Origin of the sequence: Brevundimonas sp. 374, assembly GCF_900102995.1 — a bacterium.
Taxonomy (GTDB): Bacteria; Pseudomonadota; Alphaproteobacteria; order Caulobacterales; family Caulobacteraceae; genus Brevundimonas; species Brevundimonas vesicularis_C.
On sequence record NZ_FNKT01000002.1, the window covers coordinates 498064 to 521479 of the forward strand.

Sequence of the window (23416 nt, forward strand, 5' to 3'; positions counted from 1 at the left end):
GTTCTGGCATTCCGGCAATCGGGCCGCCATCGCCGTGACCCGCTCAGTCAGGGGTTGCGAGTGCTCCTCGGGGACAAGTGCCGCTATTGCGAGGCTGACTTGAAAGGCGGTGGAGAACTAGACCACCTAACCCCCGTCGCCCGGGGAGGGAGCGGAAATCCGGGCAACCTCACCCTGTGCTGCCGGGCCTGCAACCGATCAAAACTCGCCAAGACGCTAGACGAATATCTTCACTGGAGGCGCGACCGTGAGCTCCACATCCGTAACATCGTCGTGCCGGGTGAAGCGCCTGATGTTGCGACGGTGGAAGCCCAACGTCGGACGTTCTGAATCCGACACGTTCAGTCGGTATGGCACGGGTCGAAATTTTCACCTTTCCCAAGCTAACGGGCGCTAACTAGGAAGCGCCTCAGGGGCGAACTCGGCCCAGTTTGGGAGGTGGCTGGGAAAGCCGGAAAAGACCCAGTCCAGGGCTGTCAGAAAGCCATGCAGGCGCTGGGTTTAACCACCCTGCTAGAGTGAATTTCGTAATGATGGGGTCAGGTGTTCGAGTCACCTAAGCGGCACCACTTCTCCGAGCGCGGTTCGCGCGGGAGGCGGCGTCTAGATCGCCGAAATATATCCTCATGGTTGAATCGTCACCTGCAACGCACGTAGCAATCCCTAGCTAAGCAGCTTTGGCTTGACGGAGTCGGTGTTTTGGGGCCATGGCGCCGCATTATCTATGCCCGCAGGCCGACATGAACGACGCAGTTGATCCCGTAGACATCGCCATCGGCGGACGCATCCGCACCCGTCGTGAGGAACTGCGCATCACCCAGGCGCAGTTGGCCGCCGGCGCAGGCGTGACCTTCCAGCAGATCCAGAAGTACGAGCGGGGCGTGAACCGCGTCTCGGCCGCCCGCCTGCTGCAGATCGCTTCGGTGCTGAAATCGACCGGCGCGGCCCTGCTGGGCGAACTGGAAACGACCGAGGGCGACGAGCTGGCGCTGGCCGCTCCCGGGGTCGCCGAACTGCTGGCGGCTTTCCGCGGCATCAAGGACGCCGCCCAGCGCGACGCCCTTTTGACCGTGGCCAAGGGCCTGCGCGGCTGATCAGGCCCGGTTGCTGGCGCTTTTCAGCAACTGCTCAACCTCATCGCGATGGTCGGCGCCCTCGAGAGCCGCGCCTGCCAGCCACGACTGGATGGCATCCAAGGCGCGAGCATCTCGTCCGTCCGAGCGGCCGGCGTCGGACAGGCTTTGGCGGATAATCTCGATCATGCAGACCGCCTCGACGGCCGAGGTCGGGGCGTGATCGAGAAGCGTGGTTTCCGCCGCTTCCATCGGCGCCAGATCCAGTTCGACGAGCAGGTTCTCGCCGCTGGCGGACAGCGATGACGATCCAACCTGTTTCGCCAGATTAGCTGTTTCCAGCCACGAGCGGAACAGCGGCATGAAGGCGGGGGTGGTTTGGGTATTCATGACATTCAGACTTTCTGCAGCGCGCGGATCGATCCCCGCGCTGGTTTGACATGGGCGTAGGGGGCGCACTGGGCCTCCCAGACGCCGAAGAGGGCGAGAAGCAGAAGCTCGAACCAGACGACCATTCGGGTCGATACGATCGACCACAGCAGGGCGTCAGAACCGGCGATGCCGGCCAGATGGGTCGAGACCGCGATAAGCTGGGCTCCGGCGGCAAGAAGCAGCCACCATCGGTCGTAACGGAGCGCCAGACAGGCCAGCAGGCAGAACATGGACACCGAAAGGATCGCCACCCCCCACCGGAAATGCCCGATGAACAGGTGGTCGACCAATGGCGTGCCCCAGTTGAGCACGACCAAAGCGACCAAGGCGATCCGCTCCGGCATGCGACCCTTCCAGAGCAGAAGCGCCATGACGCCGTAGGTCAGGCACATCAGAAACAAGGACAGCGGCGACCCCATTCCGATGGCCGCGATCAAGCGGCGACGGCGAGAACCGGTGCGAACCCAGTGGGTTTGACCGTCTTGTCTTCGTGCGCACCGTCCATATGCCAGCCGACCTGATGGTCGTCGGCGACTTGGGCCAGCTCGCCGTGACTGGCGATGACCGCGCCGCGAACCTCGGTAAGGTGGTTCAGGCCCCGAACCATATTGGCCAGGGCGTCTTGTCCGACTTCCGCCGCTAGGCGCGCCTCGACCCGACCTTCCAGCGCCGTCTGGACCAGCCGGCAGACCTCGATCATTGCCTGATCGACGGCGTGTTCTGCGGTTCTGACCTGCCGCGCCACGCGGACGCCGACGTGCATGTTCTTCATTGGCTCGTCTCCCGTTAAGCCTTTTGGTCAGCGCATTTCAGCGGGAGCGAGCCGGTCGAAAAGGGATGGAACCACCATGCCCGCCGTCACGATCCCGATGGCGAACAGAAGGGCGATAGCGGCCCCGGCGACGATGATCCCCACTCTCGCCAGAGCGCCCCGAGGAGGCGCAGGCAGAAGCCAGGAAGTCGTTGGGTCGGAAACCGCATCGTCCGACTGTTCGGCCGACGTGGGATCATTGAGCGTATTGGGGCCGGTGTCGGGAATGAGTATCGACGCCTCTGAGTAGCCAATACTCAGTCGCCGGGCCGCCAGTTTGCGGTCCGAAACGCCTAGTTTGGCGTAGGCGCGATGCAGGTGGTTGCCGACCGTGCGCGGCGAGATGCGCAGGCGCGCAGCGATTTCCTTGTCCTCGAGACCCTGGCCGGCCAGGCGGACACATTCGCTCTCTCTCGTCGTCAGGCCTTCTGGCATGGGGACCCCCTTGGGTCTGTTTACCCTAAAATGAGGGGGAGTCAGCCGATATGCTTACGCCGCAAAGCAGTTTCTGGCGACTGGGCGCTGCGTCAGATCACTTGAACATATAAGCATATCTTTATATGTCTGATGGTCTGACACTGACAGGAGCCTCTCTTGGCCGCTCGTTCTTCCTTCCTCTTCACCTCGGAAAGCGTTTCCGAAGGCCACCCCGACAAGGTCGCGGACCGCATCTCCGACACGGTCGTGGACGCCTTCCTGGCCAAGGACCCCGAGGCGCGCGTGGCGTGCGAGACCCTGGTGACGACCCAGCGCATCGTGCTGGCCGGCGAGGTTCGCGCCACCCAGCCGGGCAACACCAAGGAAGAGAACGAAGCCTTCACCCAGAGCATCATCGACAGCCTGGAGCCGCTGGTCCGCGCCGCGGTCAAGGACATCGGCTATGAGCAGGACGGCTTCCACTGGGAGACGGCGAACTACTCCTGTTTCCTGCACGCCCAGTCGGCCGACATCGCCGTCGGCGTCGACTCGACCAACGAGAAGGACGAGGGCGCGGGCGATCAGGGGATCATGTTCGGCTATGCCTCGAACGAGACGCCGGAGCTGATGCCGGCGACCCTGCAGTACAGCCACAACATCCTGAAACGTCTGGCCGAGGTTCGCCACGCCGGCGGCTCTCAGCTCGAGCCCGACGCCAAGAGCCAGGTCACGATCGAATACAAGGACGGCAAGCCGGTCCGCGCCACCTCGATCGTCCTGTCGACCCAGCACGCCAAGGGGCTGAGCTCCGAGCAGGTCGCCGAGATCGTCAAACCCTATATTCTCGAAGTGCTGCCGGAAGGCTTCACCGACGAGAACACCGTCTGGCACATCAACCCCACCGGCATCTTCGAGATCGGCGGACCGGACGGCGACGCCGGCCTGACCGGCCGCAAGATCATCGTCGACACCTACGGCGGCGCGGCGCCCCACGGCGGCGGCGCCTTCTCGGGCAAGGATCCGACCAAGGTGGACCGTTCGGCCGCCTATGCCTGCCGTTACCTGGCCAAGAACGTGGTCGCTGCCGGTCTGGCCGACCGCTGCACGATCCAGATTTCCTACGCCATCGGCGTGGCCAAGCCCCAGTCGATCCACGTCGATCTGCACGGCACCGGCAAGATTTCCGAAGCGGTGCTGGAAGACAAGATTCTGGACCTGATCGGCGGCGCCACGCCGCGCGCGATCCGTCAGCATCTGGGGCTGAACAAGCCCATCTACGCACGCACCACTGCCTATGGCCACTTCGGACGCGAGCCCGATGCGGACGGCGGTTTCAGCTGGGAAAAGACCGATCTGGTCGATCAGCTCAAGGCGCTGGCCTAAGGCTTCAAGCGGCCTGATCGATGGTCAGGCCGCGCACGCCCGCCAGATTGGCCTCGGTCAGGTCGGCCTGACGGGTCTGGGCGCCGTGCAGCGTCGCACGGCCCAGATCGGCGCCGGCCAGCACGGCGCGCTTCAGGTCGGCGCCCGACAGGTCCGCGCCGCGGAGCACGGCGCCTGTCAGATCTGCAGGCATCAGCCGGTCAGCGGCGATCAGAAGCGGCCCCAGTTGCGCCTCGCGCATGTCCGCTCCGTTCAGTCGCGCGCCCCGCAGGCGCGCCCCGCGCAGGTCGGCGCGCCGCAGTTTGGCCGAGCGCAGGTCGGCATTGTCGAGCTGGGCGCCCTGCAACTGCACCCCCTCCATATCCAGGCCGTAAAAGACCGCGCCCTTGGCCGACAGGGCGGTCAGGTTCAGGCCCGTGATCGACTTCAGCGGACGCAGGTCGACGCCGTTGAAGACCGAAGGCTGCCCCTCGGCTCCACCAGTCTCGCACCAGCGCGCATGTTCGCGCAGCATCTCGGCGGCGGGCATCTTTTCCACGGACTCGCAGGACGACTTGTTGTCGGTCAGCGCGCCCTGCATGTCGGCGCCGTCGGCGCGCCACATGGTCGTCTTGCAGCCCACAAGGATGGCGTCGCGCAGGTCCGCGCCCGACAGGTCCGCCCCTGACAGATCGGCGCCGGCGAGGTCGGCCCCGCGGAAATCCGCCTGTTTCAGATTGGCCCGCACCAGCTTGCAGTCCTTCATCACCGCGCCGGAGAAGTCGGCCTTCACGGCGATGACGCCGGCCATCTTGGAGCGTTGAAGATTGGCGCCGGCCAAGCAGGCGCCGCTGGCCTCGGTCTCGTCGCGGTGGCGCGGTTCGATGACCTTAAAGCCCAATCTGGCGTCGGCGGCCGCGATGGTGCCCTCGCGCAGATCGGCCTCGAACAGATCGGCCCCCGACAGGTCCGCCCCCCGCAGGCAGGCGCCGCGCAGGTCGGAGCGGCGCAGGCTGGCCTCGGCCAGGATCGCGTCCTGCATGTCCGCGCCAAAGAAGTTGGCGTTGTCCAGCTTGGCCCCGGTCAGATCGCAGCCTTCCAGACAGGCGGCGGCGAAATCGGCATCGGCCAGATTGCGGCCCTTCAGGCTGAGGCCCGACAGGTCCATCCAGGCGAAGACGGCGCGCGCGCCGCCGGGTCGGGCCTGGAACAGCCGATCGTGCCGGGCGCAGATGACGTCCAGCTCCGCCTGCGTCAGGCGCTTTCTCACGAGGGGTTCAGCGGCGAGGGCCATCAGGGCACATTACGCGTCCTGACTTAAGAAACCTTTGAACGGCGAAGCCGCCTCAGACGGTCAGCAGCCCCTGGGCCTGAAGGGCCTCGGCCAGCTCGCCCGGCCCGGTCCACAGGCGCGTGTAGCCCGCTTCGCCGAGCCGCTTCAGCTCGGTGATCAGATCGGCCTTGGGCGAGGCGACGAAGCGGCCGTCGAACCCGGCGCCGTCCTCGCTGATGCGCACCATCGGACGGCCGGTTTCCAGCCGGTGCAGGAAGCCTTCGCACAGGGCCGCGCCCTCTTCGCACATCAGGCCGGTCTCGACCGTCAGCCCTTGCGCGCGCAGCCGCTCCGTGCCGCGTCCGGCCGCAAACGGCGAAGGGTCCATACAGGCGATCACGACCCGCGCCACGCCCGCCTCGGTCAGAAAGTGGGCGCAGGACTTGCGGCCGGACGACCGGGCGCCGCAGGGTTCGAGCGTGACATAGACGGTCGAGCCCACGACATCCACGCCGGCGGCCGGCACGGCCTGCTCCTCGGCATGGGGACGACCGCCCGGCGCGGTGGCGGCCTGGGCGATGACCCGGCCGTCCTTGACGATGACGCAGCCGACCGCCGGGTTGGGCCAGGTCTCGCCCATCCGGCCGGTCGCCAGGGCGATCGCCTGGGCCATAAAGGCCTGGTCGGCTTCGCTCCAGCTCATGATGCGGTCGGCAATGTCTCGGCGCGAGCGGCGTCGAGGTAGCGGGCGGCGGTGGGCTTCAGGTCCGCGTCCAGATCGATCTCCAGCGGATTGCCGGTCGGGATTTCGACGCCGACGATCTGATCGTCCGGCACGTTGAACAGAAGTTTGACGATGGCGCGCAGGGAGTTGCCGTGGGCGGCGATCAGCACGTCCTCGCCCGCCTTCAGACGCGGCGCGATCTCGGCGTCCCAATAGGGCTTCACCCGGTCCAGCGTGGTTTTCAGGCTTTCGGTGTCGGGAATGGCCTTGCCGGCGTAGCGCGGGTCGGCGTTGAAATCGAACTCGCCGCCGGGCGCCAGCGGGGGCGGCGGCACATCATAGCTACGCCGCCAGATCTTGACCTGGTCTTCGCCGTGCTTCTGGGCCGTCTCGGCCTTGTTCAGACCCGTCAGACCACCGTAGTGGCGCTCGTTCAGCCGCCAGTCCTCGATCACCGGCACATCGGTCAGGCCCGCCGACTGCAACGCCAGTGCGCCGGTGCGCTGGGCGCGCGTCAGGACCGAGGTGAACATCACAGTCGGCTTGAACCCGGCCTCAGCGATCAGTTCGCCGCCGCGACGCGCCTGGGCCTCGCCCTCCGCCGTCAGATCGACATCGACCCAGCCGGTGAAGCGGTTCTCGAGGTTCCACTGGCTCTGGCCGTGGCGGAGCAGGATCAGGCGCGTCATTCGGTCGGTCCTTCGGAATACGGCCTTTCGGGGTAGGACGCCCTCCGAAGTCGGTCAAGGCTCGCGGGCCTCGCCATCGCTTGTCGCGCCGCGCAGGTCGGGGTAACGGTCGGATCGATGTCCGACCGTCTTTTCTTTCCCCTGGCGCTCGCCGCCGCCGTCGTGATGATCGCCCTGGCGACCGTCTGGCCCTGATCCTCTAGAAGAGGATCTTGCGCAGATTGATGCGGAAGACGCGCCCCTGCGGGTCCAGATAGTCGCGCTGATAGTTGACCGGCGTCTGACCGTCGCTGCTGGTCACCGAGACGCGGTCGTCAAAGATGTTCTGAACGCCGAAGCCGATCCGCGTGCCCTTCAGGAACGGGAAGCGCTCGACCCACGACGTGCGTTGGGTCAGGTCGGCGAAGGCGAACAGATTGACCGTGGTCCGGCCCGAGAAGTCCAGATCGGGCGAACCCAGCGCGTCGCCGTTGACCGTCGTGCCCGAGCGCCAGTTGGCGTTGACGAAGGCGCCCACACCGTTTCTGGAGAGCCCGGTCTGAAGCTGGACCTCATGGCGCGACTGACCGCCCGAGCCGGAGATGGAATCGCCGTCCAGCAGGTCCAGCGGCGCCAGACCGTCGCGAATGGTGACCTCGTCCTGGACACGCCAGGTGTGGGTCAGCGACAGGTTGAAGATGCCTTGGCCGGGCTGCATTCCCGATCCCCGCCCGCCGCGCATCCGTCCGCCGCCGGGGCCGCCCGGTCCGCCCGGTCCGCCCATCATCATCATTCCGCCGCCGCCCGGACCGCCACCAGGACCGCCGCGTCCGCCTGGACCACGACCACCCGCCGCCGCCGGGTTCGGCTTGCCGAACGGGCGCGAGAAGTTGAAACCCCACTGAACGTCCTGCTGCTCGCGCTTGAAGAAGTTCAGCGGACGAGCGTCGATGGACACCAGATTGCCGTCCGCATCGCGAACGAACCGATCCGGCAGCGCCGCTTCCAGATCGGGCGTGATGGCCGGGAAGCTGGAGATTTCATTGTCCGCCTCGGTGCGGGTGTAGGCCAGGTTCAGGCGAAAATCCTTGTCCGACACCGGCTGCCAGTTCATGCCCAGCTTCAGGATTCGCCGATCCTCGGCCTGCAGATTGGGATCGCCGCCGGTGATGCGGTTGATCTCGACGGTCTGGCCGGTGCGGAAGTCGAAGACCGGCGTATTCGGCGTCGAAACTGTCGGGTCGTTTAGCTGCTGGACCGTCGGAGCCTTGCCCTCGTCGGAATAGTTGGCCGAAAACGACAGCCGCTCGACTGGCGACCAGTTCAGCCCGACCCCGACCGAGGATACGCCGCCGAAGTCGGACAGTTCTTGGTAGGCCAGGTTCAGATTGGCCGACAGGTCGCCGATCTTGGGCAGGACGCCGCGCTCGACGTTGGAAATCGGCAGGTCAAAGTTGGCTTGGACGCTGCCCGAGTTGCGCGACTGCGACCGATCCACGGCGACACTTGAACCCAGGCTCTCGGAGAACCGCAGGCTCTCGGAATCCAGCGATTGATGACCAGCCCCGACCTTGAAGGTCGAGGTGATGTCGCCGGCCGGCAGTTCATAGGGACGCCCGTTCAACACCAGTTCCGCCGTCGCCGTCTGGGCCACGGAGTTGGCAGTGTCGCGCGGATTGACGATGGCCCGGTCCGTCAGGTCGCCGAACGGATTGACCGTCAGATCGCCCGCGATTAGGGCCCGCAACGCCGTCGCGTTCACACCTCGTCCCGTCGTGGTGTCGGTCTCGACGCGGCTGTATTCCCCCGTCGCCGTCCAGCGCCAGTCGCCGACATAGCCATCGAACACCGTGCCCAGTTCGGCCGTGCGGGTATCGGTCTTGCGCGTCAGGGCGCCGGGCAGGTCCAGATAGCTGAACAGATTGAAGTCCTGACCGGTCGGCGAGAACGGATTGGTCCCCGGCACGGTCAGCTGAACATTGGGCAGGCCCTGATAGCTGAAGCTGTTTGAGTCCTCCACGCTGCCGCTCAGCGTCATGCCGACCTTGTCGTTCAGGTCGTGCTTGTAGGTCCCCGACACCGAAAGCTCGTCCGTCTTGGGCAGCAGGGTGCGATAGGCGTTGGCCAGTTCGCTGTCGCCGCCCGCCGTCGTGCTGCGATCAATGTCGCGCTCAGTCTCGAACAGGGTGTTGGAGGTCGTGCCGTTGATATCGACAGACCAGCGGTCCGAGCCGGCGATGCGCAGGACGTTGTTCTCGCTGGCGGTGGTCGTGCGACCGCCCTGCTCCGGCCGGCTGACGTTGACCGAGGCGGTCAGGGACTTGAAGTCCGCCTTCAGCACGATGTTCACCACCCGCTGATTGGCGCTGTAGCCATAGGACAGCGCAGTCTCTTCCGGCAGGACGTCGAACCGATCGATGGCCTCGGGCGGAATGCCGCGGATCTCGCGGAAGCCCGAGATACGCCGCCCGTTGACCAGGAAGACCGGAGACCCGCCCCGCGCGCTGCGGGTCTGGGCCTCCAGCAGGGTGATCAGCTCGCCGATGTTGGTCGCGCCGAACGCCTGGATCTGGGCGGCGTCATAAGAGACGATCGGTTCCTGCCCGCCCAAGGCCACCCCGCGCCGCGCCGCCGTCACCTCCACGTCCGGCAGAACCACCGTCGGCTCTTCCTGCTGGACCTGCGCCTGGGCTTCCACCGGCTGGGCCTCGTTGGTTTGAGCCTGAACAGGCTGGACGACACCGGCGGCGGGGGCCAGCGCAAGCAGGAGAAGCGCGGTCTGGGTCATGGAACGACGATCCGGGAGATGATTTCAGCCCTTGTCAGGACGGGACAAACATGGCCGTAAAACGACACAATTCATGAACAAAGTGAAAGCGTTGCGCACTTTCAACACGACGCAAAAACCTGCGACGGAAAGTCCGCTAAAGCGCGTTAAAGCCTGTTGGGTTGCGTTTGGATGACAGCGCGCAAGGCGCGCTCGAACTGACGTCTTCGCCCAACCTCGGAGTCCAGCGATGAAGACTCCGCGTTGACCGCCTCCGGGCTTTCGGCTATAGGCCCGCCCTCTTGAGATTTCCGCGCCGTGGACGTGTGCTCCGCGGCGTTTTCCGTTCGAAGGTTTGACATGGCCAACAACCCCGGCGCCCGCAAGGCGATCCGCAAGATCGAAGCGCGTACCGAAGTGAACAAGGCGCGCCGCTCGCGCGTCCGCACCTATCTGCGCAAGTTCCAGGAAGCTCTGGCCGGCGGCGACGCCGCCGTCGCCAAGACCGCCTTCATCGAGGCTCAGTCCGAGCTGATGCGCGCCGTCTCCAAGGGCGTCGTTCACAAGAACACCGGCTCGCGCAAGGTCTCGCGCCTGGCCGCCCAGCTGAAGAAGCTGTCGGCCGCCTGAGCCAAAATTAATCCAACAGCGGACGGAGCAGCTGTCGCTGTTTCGTTGTGGGATTATAAAGCAATATCAACGGCGAAGGCGCGCAAGCTCCTTCGCCGTTTTGCGTTGTGTCGCTAACTGTCAAAATCGAAAACACCGATCGTCGAGCCATGATCCGGCCAAAATTCCAAGCGGTGTCAGGGTTTGACGGAGTCAAACAATTTAACTGCGAATCGACCAACGAATCAGCGTTGACCCACCCGGCTCGCAGCGTAAGTTTTGGCCTCTAACGCACTTCCATCCCAGCACGGATGAAGACGGCGCGAGGCCTGTGTTTCGCGTCGGCGGGAGATGTCTGTTCAGAGGTTAGACCCCGTCCGAAAAGCATCGCTTTTCGGCGCAGGAGAAGTCGTCCCTGAACCATCGCCCTGAAGCGCGGAAGGTCGGAATGGTTCTTCTAAGGTGGGCGGGCAAAGATGGTTGGGGGCGCAACGGCGATGGCAGGCGGAACGAAGACGTCGGGACTGACGGATCCGGACCGCATCTGGAGCGAGGCGTCCGTGCGCCTGCGCGCTGAAATCGGCGATGGCCCGTTCTCCTCCTATATCGCCCCGTCGGCCGTCCGCCTGGACAACGCCGGCCATCTGATCCTGGTCACCCCGACCGCCTATGCCCGCGACTGGGTGCGCAAGAACGCCCTGCGTCGCATGAACGAGCTGTGGCTGGGCCTGGACGGCCTGTCGCGCCGCCTCGAGGTGCGCTGCCGCGCCGAAGTGGGTTCGGCGCCGCCGGCCTCGGCCGTGATGCCGGGCAATGTGGTGGACGCCGCCCCGCGCCTGGCCGCCTTCGCCGCCACGCCGCAGACGGCTCCCGCCGCCCCGATAAGCGCTGACGGCGCCCGCGCCGTACGCGCCGCCGGTCTGCAGGATCGCCTGACGTTCGACAGCTTCGTCGAGGGTCAGGGCAACGCCTTCGCCCTGGCCATCGCCAAACAGGTGGCCAGCTGGGCCGACGGTCACTTCAACCCCGTCTTCTTCTGCGGCCCCTACGGTTACGGCAAGACCCATCTGCTGAACGCCATCGCCTGGGAGGCCCAGCGTCTGCGTCCCGAGGCCAAGGTCGTCTATCTGACCGCCGAACGCTTCCTGTCCACCTTCGTCAAGGCGATGCAGGACCGCTCGACCGCCGCCTTCAAGGAAAGCCTGCGCTCGGCCGACATGCTGCTGCTGGACGACGTCCAGTTCGTGGGCGGCAAGACCTCGACCCAGGAAGAACTGCTCTCGACCCTGACCGCCCTGATCGAGGACGGCAAGCGCATCGTCTTCTCGGCCGACCGTGCGCCCATGGCCCTGACCGAGGTCGAGCCGCGCCTGCGCAGCCACCTCGCCGCCGGCCTGACCTGCCCGGTCGAGGCGGGCGACCGCGAGCTGAAGATCGCCGTGGCCCAGAACCGTCTGAAGGCCCTGTCAGCCCTGGGCGTCGTCCAGGGCGAAGCCAACCCGGAGGTCTTGGCCCAGCTGGTGGACCGCACTCCCGGCTCGATGCGCGAGCTTGAGGGCGCCGTGAACACCCTGGCCGCCGCTGCGGGCGCGCGCCTGTCGTCAGTGTCGGTCGACGAAGCCTCGACCCTCCTAGGCATGGCCATGCGCGGCGGCCCCGAGCGTCGCATCACCGTGGACGAGATTCAGAAGACGGTCGCCGACCACTTCAACATGAAACAGGCCGACCTGCTCAGCGAGCGCCGCACCCGTTCGGTCGCCCGCCCGCGCCAGATCGCTATGTATCTGTGCAAGCAGCACACGACCCGCTCCTACCCCGACATCGGTCGTCGTTTCGGCGGGCGCGACCACACCACCGTCCTGCACGGCGTGCGCAAGATCGAGGAGCTGATGCCGCAGGACGATCAGATCGCCCGCGACGTCGAGGCTCTGACGCGCAAGCTGCGGGGCTGAAGCTGTGGAGCAGCGGGTCTGACCCGTTGCTCCCGCCGCGCAATCCGCTAGTGTCCCAGGTCACTTAACCGCAGCCGCCTTGCGAGTCGGCCGCGCCGGGCGAGACGACATGCAGCTGACCATCGAACGATCCGCGCTCCTGAAGGCCCTGGGCCACGTGCAGAGCGTCGTCGAACGTCGAAACACCATTCCGATCCTGTCCAACGTCCTGCTGAGCGCGGGCCGCGACCGGCTGGCCTTCGCCGCCACCGATCTGGATATGGAGATGGTCGACGAGGCCGAGGCCCAGGTGCAGGTCGAGGGTCAGATCACGGCGCCCGCCCACACCCTGTACGAGATCGTGCGCAAGCTGCCGGAAGGCGCCGAGGTCTCGCTGCTCTATTCGGGCGACGATCCGCGCCTGGTCGTCTCGGCCGGCCGGTCGCGCTTCAACCTGCCGGTCCTGCCGGCGGGCGACTTCCCCGTGATGTCCACCGACAGCGCCGGCGCCTCCTATGTCCTGCCCAAGGAAGATCTGGCCCGCCTGATCGACAAGACGCGGTTCGCGGTCTCGACCGAGGAAACGCGCTACTATCTGAACGGCCTGTATCTGCACACGGTCGCCGAGGCTGGCATTCCGCTGTTGCGCGCCGTCGCCACCGACGGCCACCGCCTGGCCCTGGCCGAAACCCCGGCGCCCGAGGGCGCAGCCGGCGGCCCCGGCGTCATCGTGCCGCGCAAGACCGTGGATCAGGTCCGTCGCCTGCTGGACGACGCCGGCGGCCCGGTCGAAGTCACCGTCTCGGCCCAGAAAATCCGCTTCTCCATGGGTGAGGCGTCCTTGACGTCCAAAGTCATCGACGGCGCCTTCCCCGACTATCTGCGCGTCATTCCGCGCGGCAACGACAAACAGGCCGACATCGACAACGCCCTGTTCGCCAAGGCCGTCGACCGCGTCGCCACCATCTCGGCCGAGAAGAGCCGTTCGGTGAAACTGGCGTTCGACAACGACCGCGTGAAGCTGACCGTGCGCAACATGGAAGCCGGCCAGGCCGAGGAAGAGGTCGAGATCGGCTATTCCGACGAACCGTTCGAGATCGGCTTCAACGCCCGCTATCTGCTGGACGTCGCCGGCCAGATCACCGGCGAAAACGCCGCCTTCCGCTTCGCCGACCCGGCCTCCCCGACCTTGGTGCTCGATCCGGGCGATCCGGGCGTTCAATATGTGCTGATGCCGCTGCGGGTGTAATCCTGCCTCACGCGCGTTAGAGAGCGAGCGTGATCCGCTCCCTCACACTCACCGACTTCCGCTCCTATGCAGGGGCGCGGCTGGAGATGACCTCCGGGCCTGTCGTGCTGCATGGGCCGAACGGGGCGGGAAAGACCAATCTTCTGGAGGCGATCAGTCTCCTGACCCCCGGCAAGGGGCTGCGCGGCGCGACCGCCGCCGAGATGGGCCGGCGCGAGCCCGGCGAGGCGACAGGACGCGCCTGGGCGGTCATGGTCGAACTGGACGACGAGACGCGGCTGGGCACCGGCGTTCAGACGGCGGGCGCCGCGCGGCGCATCGTGCGGATCGACGGCGAGACGGCCCAGCCGGGGCGGCTGCTCGATTATCTGCGTCCCGTCTGGGCGACGCCGGAACAGGACCGGCTGTTCTCGGACGCGCGCGCCGAGCGGCTGAAGTTCTTCGACCGGCTGGTCTTCGCCGCTGATCCCGACCACGCCGCCAGCGTCTCCGCCTACGAAAAGGCTCTTCGCGAGCGGCTGCGCCTGCTGAACGACGCTCAGGACGGGCGTGAAGCCGACCCCGTCTGGCTGGACGCCCTGGAGGTTCGGCTGGGCGAGGCCGGCGCCCGCGCCTCCCTGGCCCGCGTCGCCGCCCTGCACGCGCTTCAGGCCGCCATCGACGCCCGCAGCGATCGGCCCTTCCCGCAGGCCGACCTCGGCCTGGACGGCGGCGCTGAACAAATGGCCGAAGCGGGCGCCGAGGAGGACGAGATCGCCGCCGCCATCCGCGACGGCCTGGCCAAGGCCCGCGCCCGCGACGGCGCGGCCGGCCGCTCGCTGTTCGGGCCGCATCGCACCGACCTGACCGCGCTTCACCGCGAGAAACAGCGCCCCGCCGCCGAGGGCTCCTCGGGCGAGCAGAAGGCCTTGGTCCTGAACCTGATTTTGGCCCAGATCGCGCGGCTTTCAGATCATGCTGCGCGCCCGATCCTGCTGCTGGACGAAGCCCCCGCCCACCTCGACGAGACGCGCCGCACGGCCCTGTTCGACGAGATCACGGCGCTGGATCTTCAGGCCTTCATGACCGGGACGGAACGCGACCTGTTCGCCGGTCTGGAAGGCCGCGCCCAGTTCGTCCGCGTGGCCGGCGGCGCGCTGGAAACCGACTAGGCTCCAATCGCGGAATTCCTCGCTTTTTCGCCGAAATTTCCTATATGTTGCGGGCTTCGGCGCGGTGCGATCCCGCCGTCGATTCGAGCGCCGGGTCCGGCGCTCCATCCCCGTCCCGGTCGGGACTTCAGAGCCAATGACTTCATGACCGATCCGATTGCCGACCTGCCCGAATACGGCGCCGATTCCATCAAGGTTCTCAAAGGCCTGGACGCCGTGCGCAAACGCCCCGGCATGTATATCGGCGACACCGACGACGGCTCGGGCCTGCACCACATGGTCTATGAGGTGGTCGATAACGCCATCGACGAGGCCCTGGCCGGCCACGCCGACCTGGTCCAGGTCATCCTGAACAGCGACGGCTCGGTCACCGTGACCGACAACGGCCGCGGCATTCCCACCGGCATCCACGAAGGCGAAGGCGTCTCGGCGGCCGAGGTCATCATGACCCAACTGCACGCCGGCGGTAAGTTCGACCAGAACTCCTACAAGGTGTCCGGAGGTCTGCACGGCGTGGGCGTGTCCGTGGTCAACGCCCTGTCCGACTGGCTGGAGCTGAAGATCTATCGCGACGGCAAGGCGCACCAGATGCGCTTCGAGCGCGGCGACACGGTCAAGTCGCTGGAAGTCACCGGCGACGCCCCCATTCGCGAGGACACCGGCAAGCCGCTGAGCGGCACAGAGGTCACCTTCTTCCCGTCGGTCACCACCTTCAGCCACATCGACTTCGACCTGAAGACGCTGGAACACCGCCTGCGCGAACTGGCCTTCCTGAACTCGGGCGTGGTCATCAAACTGGCCGACCAGCGCCACGCCGAGCCGGTCGAGATGATCCTGCACTACGAGGGCGGGGTCGAAGCCTTCGTGCGCCACCTCGACAAGTCCAAAACGCCGATCCTGAAGGACGTCATCGTCATTCGCGGCAAGAAGGAAGGGATCGAACTGGATCTCGCCCTGTGGTGGAACGACAGCTACCACGAGACCATGCTGTGCTTCACCAACAACATCCCCCAGCGAGATGGAGGCACCCACCTGTCGGCCTTCCGCGCCAGCCTGACCCGCGTCATGGGCGGCTATATCGACAGCTCGGGCGCCGGCAAGAAGGAGAAGGTGTCCGTCACCGGCGAGGACGCGCGCGAGGGTCTGACCTGCGTCCTGTCGGTCAAGGTGCCGGATCCCAAGTTCAGCTCCCAGACCAAGGACAAGCTGGTCTCCTCCGAAGTGCGTCCGGCCGTCGAAAGCCTTTGCTCGGAAGGCCTGGCGACCTGGTTCGAGGAGCATCCGGTCGAGGCCAAGCAGATCGTGGCCAAGATCATCGAGGCGGCGTCGGCCCGTGAGGCCGCCCGCAAGGCCCGCGACCTGACCCGGCGCAAGTCCGCGCTGGAAATCTCGAGCCTGCCGGGCAAGCTCGCTGACTGCCAGGAGCGCGATCCCGCCAAGTCCGAACTGTTCATCGTCGAGGGCGATTCCGCCGGCGGCTCCGCCAAACAGGCGCGCAACCGCGAGAACCAGGCCGTCCTGCCCCTGCGCGGCAAGATCCTGAACGTCGAACGCGCGCGCTTTGACCGGATGCTGTCGTCCGATCTGATCGGCACGCTGATCCTGGCGCTGGGCACCGGCATCGGCCGCGACGACTTCAACGCCGACAAGCTGCGCTATCACAAGATCATCCTGATGGCGGACGCCGACGTCGACGGCGCCCACATCCGCACCCTGCTGCTGACCTTCTTCTATCGTCAGATGCCCGAGCTGATCACGCGCGGCCACGTCTATATCGCCCAGCCGCCCCTCTATAAGGTCTCCAAGGGCAAGCAGTCGCGCTACCTGAAGGATCAGGCCGAGATGGACGCCTATCTGATCGAGGAAGGCGCGTCAGAGGCGGAGTTGGACCTGTCCACGGGCGAGCGTCGCCTGGGTCTGGACCTGCAATCCCTGGTGCGCGAGGCCAAGGCCTTCAGCGCGGGCGTCGATCGCCTCAGCCAGCGCGCCCCCGCCTTCGCCATCGAACAGGCGGCGCTCGCCGGCCTGTTCGCCGACAACGCAGACATGGCGGCCGCCTCGTCCGCCGCCGCCGTGCGCCTGAACCTGTATGCCGAAGAGGGCGATGGGGAGTGGGCGGGCGCGCCGGGCGAACAGGGCGCCGTGGTCTTCAGCCGCACCCGTCGCGCAGTGCAGGAGACGATCGTGCTGGAGGAGACCCTGATCCGTTCGCTGGACGCCCGTCGTCTGGCCGAGCGCGCCGGCGCCTTCGACGGCGTCTTCGTTGCCCCCGCCACCTACCGCCGCAAGGACAAGTCCACGACCATTCGCGGTCCGCTGGACCTGCTGACCGCCGTGCTGGACGCGGGCAAGAAGGGCCTGTCGATCCAGCGCTACAAGGGCCTGGGCGAAATGAACCCCGAGCAGCTGTGGGAGACGACGCTGGACGTCAACGCCCGCACCCTGCTGCAGGTCTCGGTCGAGCACGAGGAAGACGCCAACGACCTGTTCGCCAAACTGATGGGCGACGTTGTCGAACCCCGGCGCGAGTTCATCCAGGACAACGCCCTGGACGCCGCCGTCGACGTCTGACGGCCAAAGGGGCGCCGCGACCACATTGGTTGGAGTCACGATTTAGAATCGCAGCACGACATCTGTTGCGAGCTGAAGCAGGTTCATCGCCTCAAAACCGTCATTGCTGATCAAGGGCGAACGGCGAATCGGCGTCACGTTTGCGATCAATAGGGTGTCACCATTAAAGCGGGGGAGCCTTCGCTCCCCCGCTCCGGTTTAGAACCTCCAGCCGATGCCGGCGTTGGCGCCGACATGGTTCTGGGTGTCGAAGGTCGCGCCGGCCCGGAAGACCATGGAGCCGTCGCCCAGGGCGCGGGAGTAGCCCATCGCCATGGCCGACTGGCCCTCGTAGGTGCCGTAGCCGACCGCGAACATCGACTTGCCGCGCTCGGCGATCTGCGGCATCCCGGCCGCCGCCAGAGCGCCCGCCGTGCCGGCGAAGGCCAGCTTGCGCACTTCCTGGACATTGTAGTTGACCGCCGCCAGCCGCATGTCGGTGTAGGTGTTCGACTGCTGGATCGCTTCGTTCATGCTCTCGCGCAGCTGCAGCACATTGACGGCGTCAGTATCGGCGACCCCGGCGGCGACGTTGCTGACCGTGACCGCCGGCCCGTTGCTGCGACCCAGGACGACGCGGGTCTGGCCCTGGTCGGCATACTGGAGCGAGTTCTGACCCAGGGCCAGGGCGTTGTCGGCCGTGGTCTGGGCTGTCGCGACGGCCTGGTTGGTCTGGAACAGCTGCGATCCGTTGACGGCTTCCGTGGAGGTGGCCGTCACCGCGCCTGCCGCGACATTGTTCAACGTCACCGGGGCCGTGGCGTCGCCGCCTTGGAAGGTGATGCTGTTCGTGCGTCCGCCGTTGGCGTCGGTATCGTACTGCACCGCATTGGTCGCCGCGAAGGCCAGCTCGTAGATCTGGCCGCCGTTGACGGCGTCGGTCGAACCGGCCGCGATCCGGCCGTTGGCGACATTGTGCAGACCCACCGCGCCGCCGCTGGCGCCGACCAGGGTGAGGTCGTCGGAGCGGACGCCGCCGTTCGGGATCTCGGGGTCGTCGCCATCACTATATTGAACGGGGCCCAGGCTGCCGTTGGCGATGTTGTTGGTCAGATTGGTGATCGCCGTGGTGTTGAGCGCGACCTGAGTGTTGGTCGCGTGCAGCTGCGATCCGTTGACGGCGTCTGTCGAGGTCGCATTGACCTGTCCTGCGGCGACATTGGTGATGGTCGTGCCGTTGGCGCCGACCAGGGTCAGGGTGTCGCGGGTGATTGTGTCGTAAGAAACGGCGGTCCCGGCCAGGGCGCCCACCCTGTCGGAGACGCCTTGCAGCTGGGCGACATTGACGGCGTCGGTCGCGGCCGTGCCCGCAGCGACGTTGGTCAGCTGCCGTTCGGCGCCGGCCGAGCCGAACGAGACCGAACCGACCGACGACTGGAGGCCCGTGACGCCCAGCGCCGCATAGTCCGTCTGGGCGGCGCGATCGGCGACGCTGCCTGCGCCCAGAGCCATGCTGTTGTCGGCGACCGCCTGGGCTTCAGGGCCGACGGCGACGCCGTCCTGACCTTGAGCGGTCGCCGGCGCCAGGTTCGAATTGACGGCCAAATAGACGCTTGAGCCGCCGCCGACCGGAGCCGTCGAGAGGGCGTTCAGGAAGGCCTGGAGGCTTGCGTATTGGACGCCCTGATAGGTGATGGCGACGCCCAGGGTGTTGGTCAGCGGATTGAAAGCGGAGCCGCCGCCGAAGCCGGCGGCAAGGCTCTGGCCGAGCGCGAAGGCCTGGCCGCCGTTGACGGCGTCGGTGGACCCCGAGGCGATCAGGCCGGCGGCGACGTTATGCAGACCGACCGGACCGGTCAGGGCGCCGACGAAGGTCACGTCATTGGTCGCCACGCCGCCGTTCGGAACCGTTGGGTTTGCGGCGTTCGAATACTGAACCACGCCGATCGCGCCATTGTTCAGGCTGTTGGTGATGGTGGTGATCGCCGTCGTGTTTGTGATGATATCGGCGGTGTTGTTTGCGACCTGGGCGTTGGTGGCGAACAGCTGTGCGCCGTTGACGGCCTCGCTCGACGTCGCCGAAAGGGCGCCGGCGGCGACGTTGCCGATCACGGTGCCGTCCACGCCGGCCAGGGTGACGCGGCCGGCCAGAAGATCGTCGTACATCACCGCCGTATCAGACAGCGTTCCGAGGTTCGTCGTCAGATTGGTGATGGCGGTCGTGTTGATGCCGACCTGGGTGTTTGTGGCGAACAACTGTGCGCCATTGACGGCTTCGGTCGACGTCGCCGACAGGGCGCCGGCGGCGACGTTGCCGATGACGGTCCCATCGACGCCGGCCAGGGTCACGCGACCGGCCAGAAGATCATCGTACATGACGGCCGTGTCGGACAGGGCGCCGAGGTCGGTCGTAAGATTGGTGATCGCCGTGGTGTTGATGCCGACTTGAGTATTGGTGGCGAACAGCTGAGATCCGTTGACGGCCTCGGTCGAAGTCGCCGTCAGCGCGCCGGCGGCGACATTGCCGATGACGGTGCCGTCTATGCCAGCCAGGGTCACGCGCCCGGCCAACAGATCGTCATACATGACCGCCGTATCGGACAGGACGCCGAGGTCCGTCGTGAGATTGGTGATGGCCGTGGTGTTCAAGCCGACCTGGGTGTTTGTGGCGAACAGCTGGTCGCCGTTGACGGCCTGAGTGGAGCCGGCGCTGAGGTCGCCCGCCGCCACATTGGCGATGACCGTGCCGCCCAGACCGGCAAGCGTCAGACTGGACGCCGTGGGGTCGTCATAGGCGACGGCGATGTCGGCAAGGGCCTGCAGGTCGTCGGAGACGCCCAACAGCTGGCCGACATTGACCGCGTCGGTCAGCGCCGAGCCGGCCGCGACGTTCGTCAGCTGACGCTCGCCGCCAGCAATCCCGATCGACACTTCGCCGGCCGACGTCTGAATCGCATCCAGGCCGAGGGCGCCATAGCCGATCAAGGCTCCCCGGTCGGCCGTGCTGGATGCTCCCAGGGCGACGCTGTTGTCGGCGCTGGCCGAGGCGGCGGGGCCGACGGCGGTCGAGTTCAGCCCGCCGGCCAAGGCGCCGCCGAGAGCGGAGTTTACCGACAGGAAGGGCGTCCCGCCGCCCGGTGTCGTGAAGATGGCGTCCAACGCCTCCTGGACGCTGCTGTACACCACGCCGTCGTAGGTGAGGCCGATGTCGATCGTGCTGGTGGCGGGGTTGAAGAGGGTGCTGCCGCCGATCTCGGCCGCCAGGCTCGAGCCCAGGCCGAAGAGCTGGCCGCCGGTGACGGCGTCGGCGGAGCCGAGGGCGAGAAGGCCCGACGAAAGATTGGTGATGCGCGTGCCTCCTGTTCCGCCCAAGGTCAGGGTGGCGGCCGTGGCGTCGTCATAGGTGACCGCCAGGTCGGCCAGGGCCTGAAGGCTGGTGGAGACGCCCTGAAGCTGGCCGACATTGACCGCGTCGGTCAAAGCCGAACCGGCCGCGATGTTGGTCAGTTGGCGTTCCGCCCCAGCCGCGCCGAAAGACACCTCGCCGACGGAGGTCTGCGGCGTCGAAAGCCCCAGGGCGGCATAGTTGGCCAAGGCGCCACGCAGGGCGGCGCTGTCGGCGCCGAGGGCCAGGCTGTTGGCGACCGCCACGGACGCGTCCGCGCCCATGGCGATGGAGCCCGAGGCCCCGCCCAAAATCTCCGCTTCGCGGCCAAGCGCGATCGCATCGACCGCCGTGGCGGCCGTCAGGGCGCCGTTGCCGAAGGCGATGGAGTTGAGTTCGCCGGCGATGGCGACGGCGGCGCCTGAGCCCAAGCCGGTGATGCGATTACCGCCGATCGAAATCCCCTGCTCGGTCTCGAGGGTGAAGGCGTCGGCTTGGTTGATGCATGCGTCGGGGAGATTGACGACGTTGCCGTTCACATCGAGGACGCTCAGGCGGATGTCCTGACCGCTGGCCGCGTTGTTCAGCAGAGTGGTCGCGTTGAGATTGAGCCGTGGCGCAAGAATGTTCAGCAGACTGTTGATCGACGTTTCCAACGGGGTGGCGATTCCCGTGATCACCGGCCGCATGATGTCCGTCACTGCGGATCGGGGCAGGGCGACACCAGTGCAAACGTCCACAATGCTCGTCTGTGCGCGCGCCGGTGCAGCAGCGGCGAATACGCCCAGGGGCGCCAACGCGCCTATTGCGTAGACGGCGGCGACCACCAGGCGCGTGGCCAAGGTGGCGCTGCTGATAGACGGCAGTCGGTCGGTCGTCGGACGGGTGTGCATCGTGGTCCTCCCAGCGGCGGGAGCTCATCGACGGCTCCCGAACGGAGAGGCTAATGCGGGCTTCGACACAATCGTGACGTGTTTGCGATTCCCTGGCGCTTGCGCGAGGGACATACTTTTCCTGCTTAGTATCGGCGCTGGAGTCGGACTGGAGCAGGGGTGAAAAGGTCAGACGCTTGGCTGACTGTCTTCAAACCCAGCTTATCAAGCGCCTTGCCGCGATGGTAATCCACGGTCCTGGGGCTGATCCCCAACGCTCTTCCAATCGTCTTGGACGTACCGCCCTCGACGGCCAGCTCTAGAATCTCTTGTTCACGGCGGGAAAGCCGTGTGAGGACCTGCTTAGTAGGCCTACTAGGTAAGATTAGGTCATTGTTCTGACTTGTCAATTTGCAGCTCGCCACAATGGCGGCAACGTTGGCGTCATCGCAATCTGCGTACGACAGAAGGTCTGCGACTCCAGCATTGTGCAGAGCGATAATCTCTCGCGGCGTCGCCATTGGATCGCCCAGTATGACCAGCGGAATATGCGGCAGTTCGCGCCCAACTACTTCGGTCGCACGCAGAATGTCCACGACGGTCGAGTCGGAACAGTAAACGATGGTTTGGACGCCGGTGTGCGTCCTGAGCGTCTGATCCAACGCACCCGTCACATCCACGCGGATCTCATCAAGCTCGAGCGCGCGGCACACCTGACAACCCCGACGAGCAGGGTCCACGAACAGAACCGCCCTGCTAGCCTGGGTGCGGATTCGGGACTCGCCGACGAACCGACTAATGGTCCCGTCCGCTTCGATCAGGGGGAAGGCCGTGTCTTCGACCGAAAGCAGGCTCCCGCTCTTACCACGGACGCGATAAGCGGCCTCCGCAGACCTGCCTGTCATCAGCGTCTCGAGCGCGGCCCGAAACGCGGGGCGGTCCTCGTCCAGAACCGCAGCGAGTTGATCGTTCCAGGCGACGACGGAGGGGCGATCCCCGGGCCAGGTGATCTGGGTGTCGATGTTAAGAAAACGACGGGTCCAGTCGGCGACGTCGACGGTCCATAGCAGACGGCGCTCGGGGCCGGCGGTATCTCCATCCAGCACCTCCAAGGCGGCTGAGTGCCACTCGGACAAATCCCCTTCCGCGTCGAACTGGGGAAGCGTCTGTACAGTGAACCAGCGGTAAGCGCCGTCCGCGCTGCGGAGTCGATGCCGGCTTTCGAAGGGTCTGGCCAAGGTGAGAGCGCGACCCCAGTCGGCGATGATACGGTCTCTCTCAGCGGGGTGCAGCCAGTCCATCCATCCGTCTGTCCGCGCTTGGCGCAGATCAGCACCTAGATACGTCCGACACCGCTCATTCATCCATCGGATTACACCGCGGCTATCCAAACGCCACAGCAACAGGGGAGCAAGCCTCGCCAAAGAATCGAGAGTGGACTCTGCAGTCAGCAGACGCGCTCTTAGACTTCTTTCTTCGGTGACGTCGCGAAGAACACAAAGCACAGCGTGAACCTTGCCGTTTCGAGCAATAGGGGTGACAGCGGCAGTCACCCACACCTCTCGAGCACCCTCGGGTCGGTCGATATGAATCTTGATATCGTCCGCCGTTCCTGCGTCCCCGCCCCAAGCGTTAGCGACAGTTGCTGCAAGTTGCGTCGATAACGAGGGCGCCATTTCCGCAAATACGCCGCCCTGCACCGCCGACAGGGGCAGCAAAGCGCGACATGCGTCGTTGAAATAGATGGACGCCCCGGCGCCGACGATGATGAGGGTTGGAAACGCCTGGCGCAGCATCGACTCGACCGCGTGGATCATCCAGTCGCGATCGAAGCCGCTTGAGACGCCGGTTGCTTCCCCCGATCGCGCGAGCCCTTCGGCCATAGCGTTGATCATGAGTTAGTCCTCCAGAACTGGAAGCTTGGTCATCGATTCACAACTTGAGGTAAACAGACTACCCCATCAAGCTGCGCCTAAACACAAGCTTTGCTGGACCTAATTCAGCACGTTCACGTGTCGCATGCATTCGCACGTGGGCTAATGGACCGGTCAAGATATGGGTGAATCCAGATGCTTCGTCGTCGGGGGACACGACGACGACCACCAATACTCCAGCGCGATTTTTGGCACCAAACCGGCGGAT

The 23416-nt window shown here is 66.0% G+C and carries 18 protein-coding genes; 8 read left to right on the top strand and 10 right to left on the bottom strand.

Annotated elements, in window-relative coordinates:
- The first annotated feature begins 60 nt into the window (after nt 1-60).
- Complete coding sequence (locus tag BLR19_RS15095) at nt 61-330, top strand: HNH endonuclease (RefSeq protein ID WP_176758324.1); 270 nt, start codon at nt 61-63, stop codon at nt 328-330.
- Between the two features lie 410 nt (nt 331-740).
- Entirely contained in the window at nt 741-1094 is a 354-nt protein-coding gene (locus BLR19_RS09950; RefSeq protein WP_091750488.1) for a helix-turn-helix domain-containing protein, read from the top strand.
- Here BLR19_RS09950 and BLR19_RS09955 read toward each other — a convergent pair whose 3' ends face one another.
- From BLR19_RS09955 to BLR19_RS09970, 4 genes are read right to left on the bottom strand one after another with little or no spacing between them, the layout of a single operon-like run.
- The gene (locus tag BLR19_RS09955; protein ID WP_091750249.1) at nt 1095-1463 is read right to left on the bottom strand and encodes a hypothetical protein; all 369 of its coding nucleotides are present in this window, start codon (nt 1461-1463) and stop codon (nt 1095-1097) included.
- Nucleotides 1464-1468: 5 nt separating this feature from the next.
- Nucleotides 1469-1924 (bottom strand): hypothetical protein, encoded by a 456-nt coding sequence (locus BLR19_RS09960; protein WP_091750491.1) that lies wholly within the window; start codon nt 1922-1924, stop codon nt 1469-1471.
- A gap of 14 nt (nt 1925-1938) precedes the next feature.
- On the bottom strand, nt 1939-2277 hold the full coding sequence (locus BLR19_RS09965; protein ID WP_091750252.1) for a hypothetical protein: 339 nt from the start codon (nt 2275-2277) through the stop codon (nt 1939-1941).
- A gap of 27 nt (nt 2278-2304) precedes the next feature.
- A complete protein-coding gene (locus BLR19_RS09970) occupies nt 2305-2751 on the bottom strand; it encodes a helix-turn-helix domain-containing protein (RefSeq protein WP_066628679.1) in 447 nt (148 codons plus the stop codon).
- A 159-nt stretch (nt 2752-2910) separates the two neighbouring features.
- On the opposite strand from BLR19_RS09970, the gene metK reads away from it, so the two are divergent.
- Complete coding sequence (gene metK, locus BLR19_RS09975; protein ID WP_091750255.1) at nt 2911-4116, top strand: methionine adenosyltransferase; 1206 nt, start codon at nt 2911-2913, stop codon at nt 4114-4116.
- Nucleotides 4117-4120: 4 nt separating this feature from the next.
- Here the strand turns inward: metK and BLR19_RS09980 are convergent, their stop codons facing one another.
- From BLR19_RS09980 to BLR19_RS09995, 4 genes are all read right to left on the bottom strand, one after another.
- A complete protein-coding gene (locus BLR19_RS09980; protein ID WP_091750258.1) occupies nt 4121-5389 on the bottom strand; it encodes a pentapeptide repeat-containing protein in 1269 nt (422 codons plus the stop codon).
- Between the two features lie 52 nt (nt 5390-5441).
- Nucleotides 5442-6071, bottom strand: coding sequence for a bifunctional diaminohydroxyphosphoribosylaminopyrimidine deaminase/5-amino-6-(5-phosphoribosylamino)uracil reductase RibD (locus BLR19_RS09985; protein WP_091750261.1), 630 nt, complete (start codon nt 6069-6071; stop codon nt 5442-5444).
- Nucleotides 6068-6781, bottom strand: coding sequence for a 2,3-diphosphoglycerate-dependent phosphoglycerate mutase (gene gpmA, locus BLR19_RS09990; protein WP_091750264.1), 714 nt, complete (start codon nt 6779-6781; stop codon nt 6068-6070). The genes BLR19_RS09985 and gpmA overlap by 4 nt, the downstream gene beginning before the upstream one ends.
- A gap of 199 nt (nt 6782-6980) precedes the next feature.
- On the bottom strand, nt 6981-9548 hold the full coding sequence (locus tag BLR19_RS09995) for a TonB-dependent receptor plug domain-containing protein (protein WP_091750267.1): 2568 nt from the start codon (nt 9546-9548) through the stop codon (nt 6981-6983).
- A 339-nt stretch (nt 9549-9887) separates the two neighbouring features.
- Between BLR19_RS09995 and rpsT the strand changes: the two genes are divergently transcribed.
- From rpsT to gyrB, 5 genes are all read left to right on the top strand, one after another.
- Entirely contained in the window at nt 9888-10157 is a 270-nt protein-coding gene (gene rpsT, locus BLR19_RS10000) for a 30S ribosomal protein S20 (protein ID WP_017505938.1), read from the top strand.
- A gap of 455 nt (nt 10158-10612) precedes the next feature.
- On the top strand, nt 10613-12088 hold the full coding sequence (gene dnaA / locus BLR19_RS10005) for a chromosomal replication initiator protein DnaA (protein ID WP_369818849.1): 1476 nt from the start codon (nt 10613-10615) through the stop codon (nt 12086-12088).
- Nucleotides 12089-12197: 109 nt separating this feature from the next.
- Nucleotides 12198-13316 carry a DNA polymerase III subunit beta gene (gene dnaN, locus BLR19_RS10010; protein ID WP_066628658.1) on the top strand — a complete coding sequence of 373 codons (1119 nt, stop codon included), beginning with the start codon at nt 12198-12200 and terminating at the stop codon, nt 13314-13316.
- A 29-nt stretch (nt 13317-13345) separates the two neighbouring features.
- The gene (gene recF, locus BLR19_RS10015) at nt 13346-14467 is read left to right on the top strand and encodes a DNA replication/repair protein RecF (RefSeq protein ID WP_091750273.1); all 1122 of its coding nucleotides are present in this window, start codon (nt 13346-13348) and stop codon (nt 14465-14467) included.
- A 144-nt stretch (nt 14468-14611) separates the two neighbouring features.
- Nucleotides 14612-17038, top strand: a complete 2427-nt coding sequence (gene gyrB, locus BLR19_RS10020) for a DNA topoisomerase (ATP-hydrolyzing) subunit B (RefSeq protein ID WP_091750276.1) — start codon at nt 14612-14614, stop codon at nt 17036-17038.
- A 198-nt stretch (nt 17039-17236) separates the two neighbouring features.
- Here the strand turns inward: gyrB and BLR19_RS14860 are convergent, their stop codons facing one another.
- Together BLR19_RS14860 and BLR19_RS10030 are read right to left on the bottom strand one after the other, a co-directional pair.
- On the bottom strand, nt 17237-21295 hold the full coding sequence (locus tag BLR19_RS14860; protein WP_091750279.1) for a YadA-like family protein: 4059 nt from the start codon (nt 21293-21295) through the stop codon (nt 17237-17239).
- Between the two features lie 125 nt (nt 21296-21420).
- On the bottom strand, nt 21421-23169 hold the full coding sequence (locus BLR19_RS10030) for a PAS domain-containing protein (protein ID WP_091750282.1): 1749 nt from the start codon (nt 23167-23169) through the stop codon (nt 21421-21423).
- Between the last annotated feature and the right edge of the window lie 247 nt (nt 23170-23416).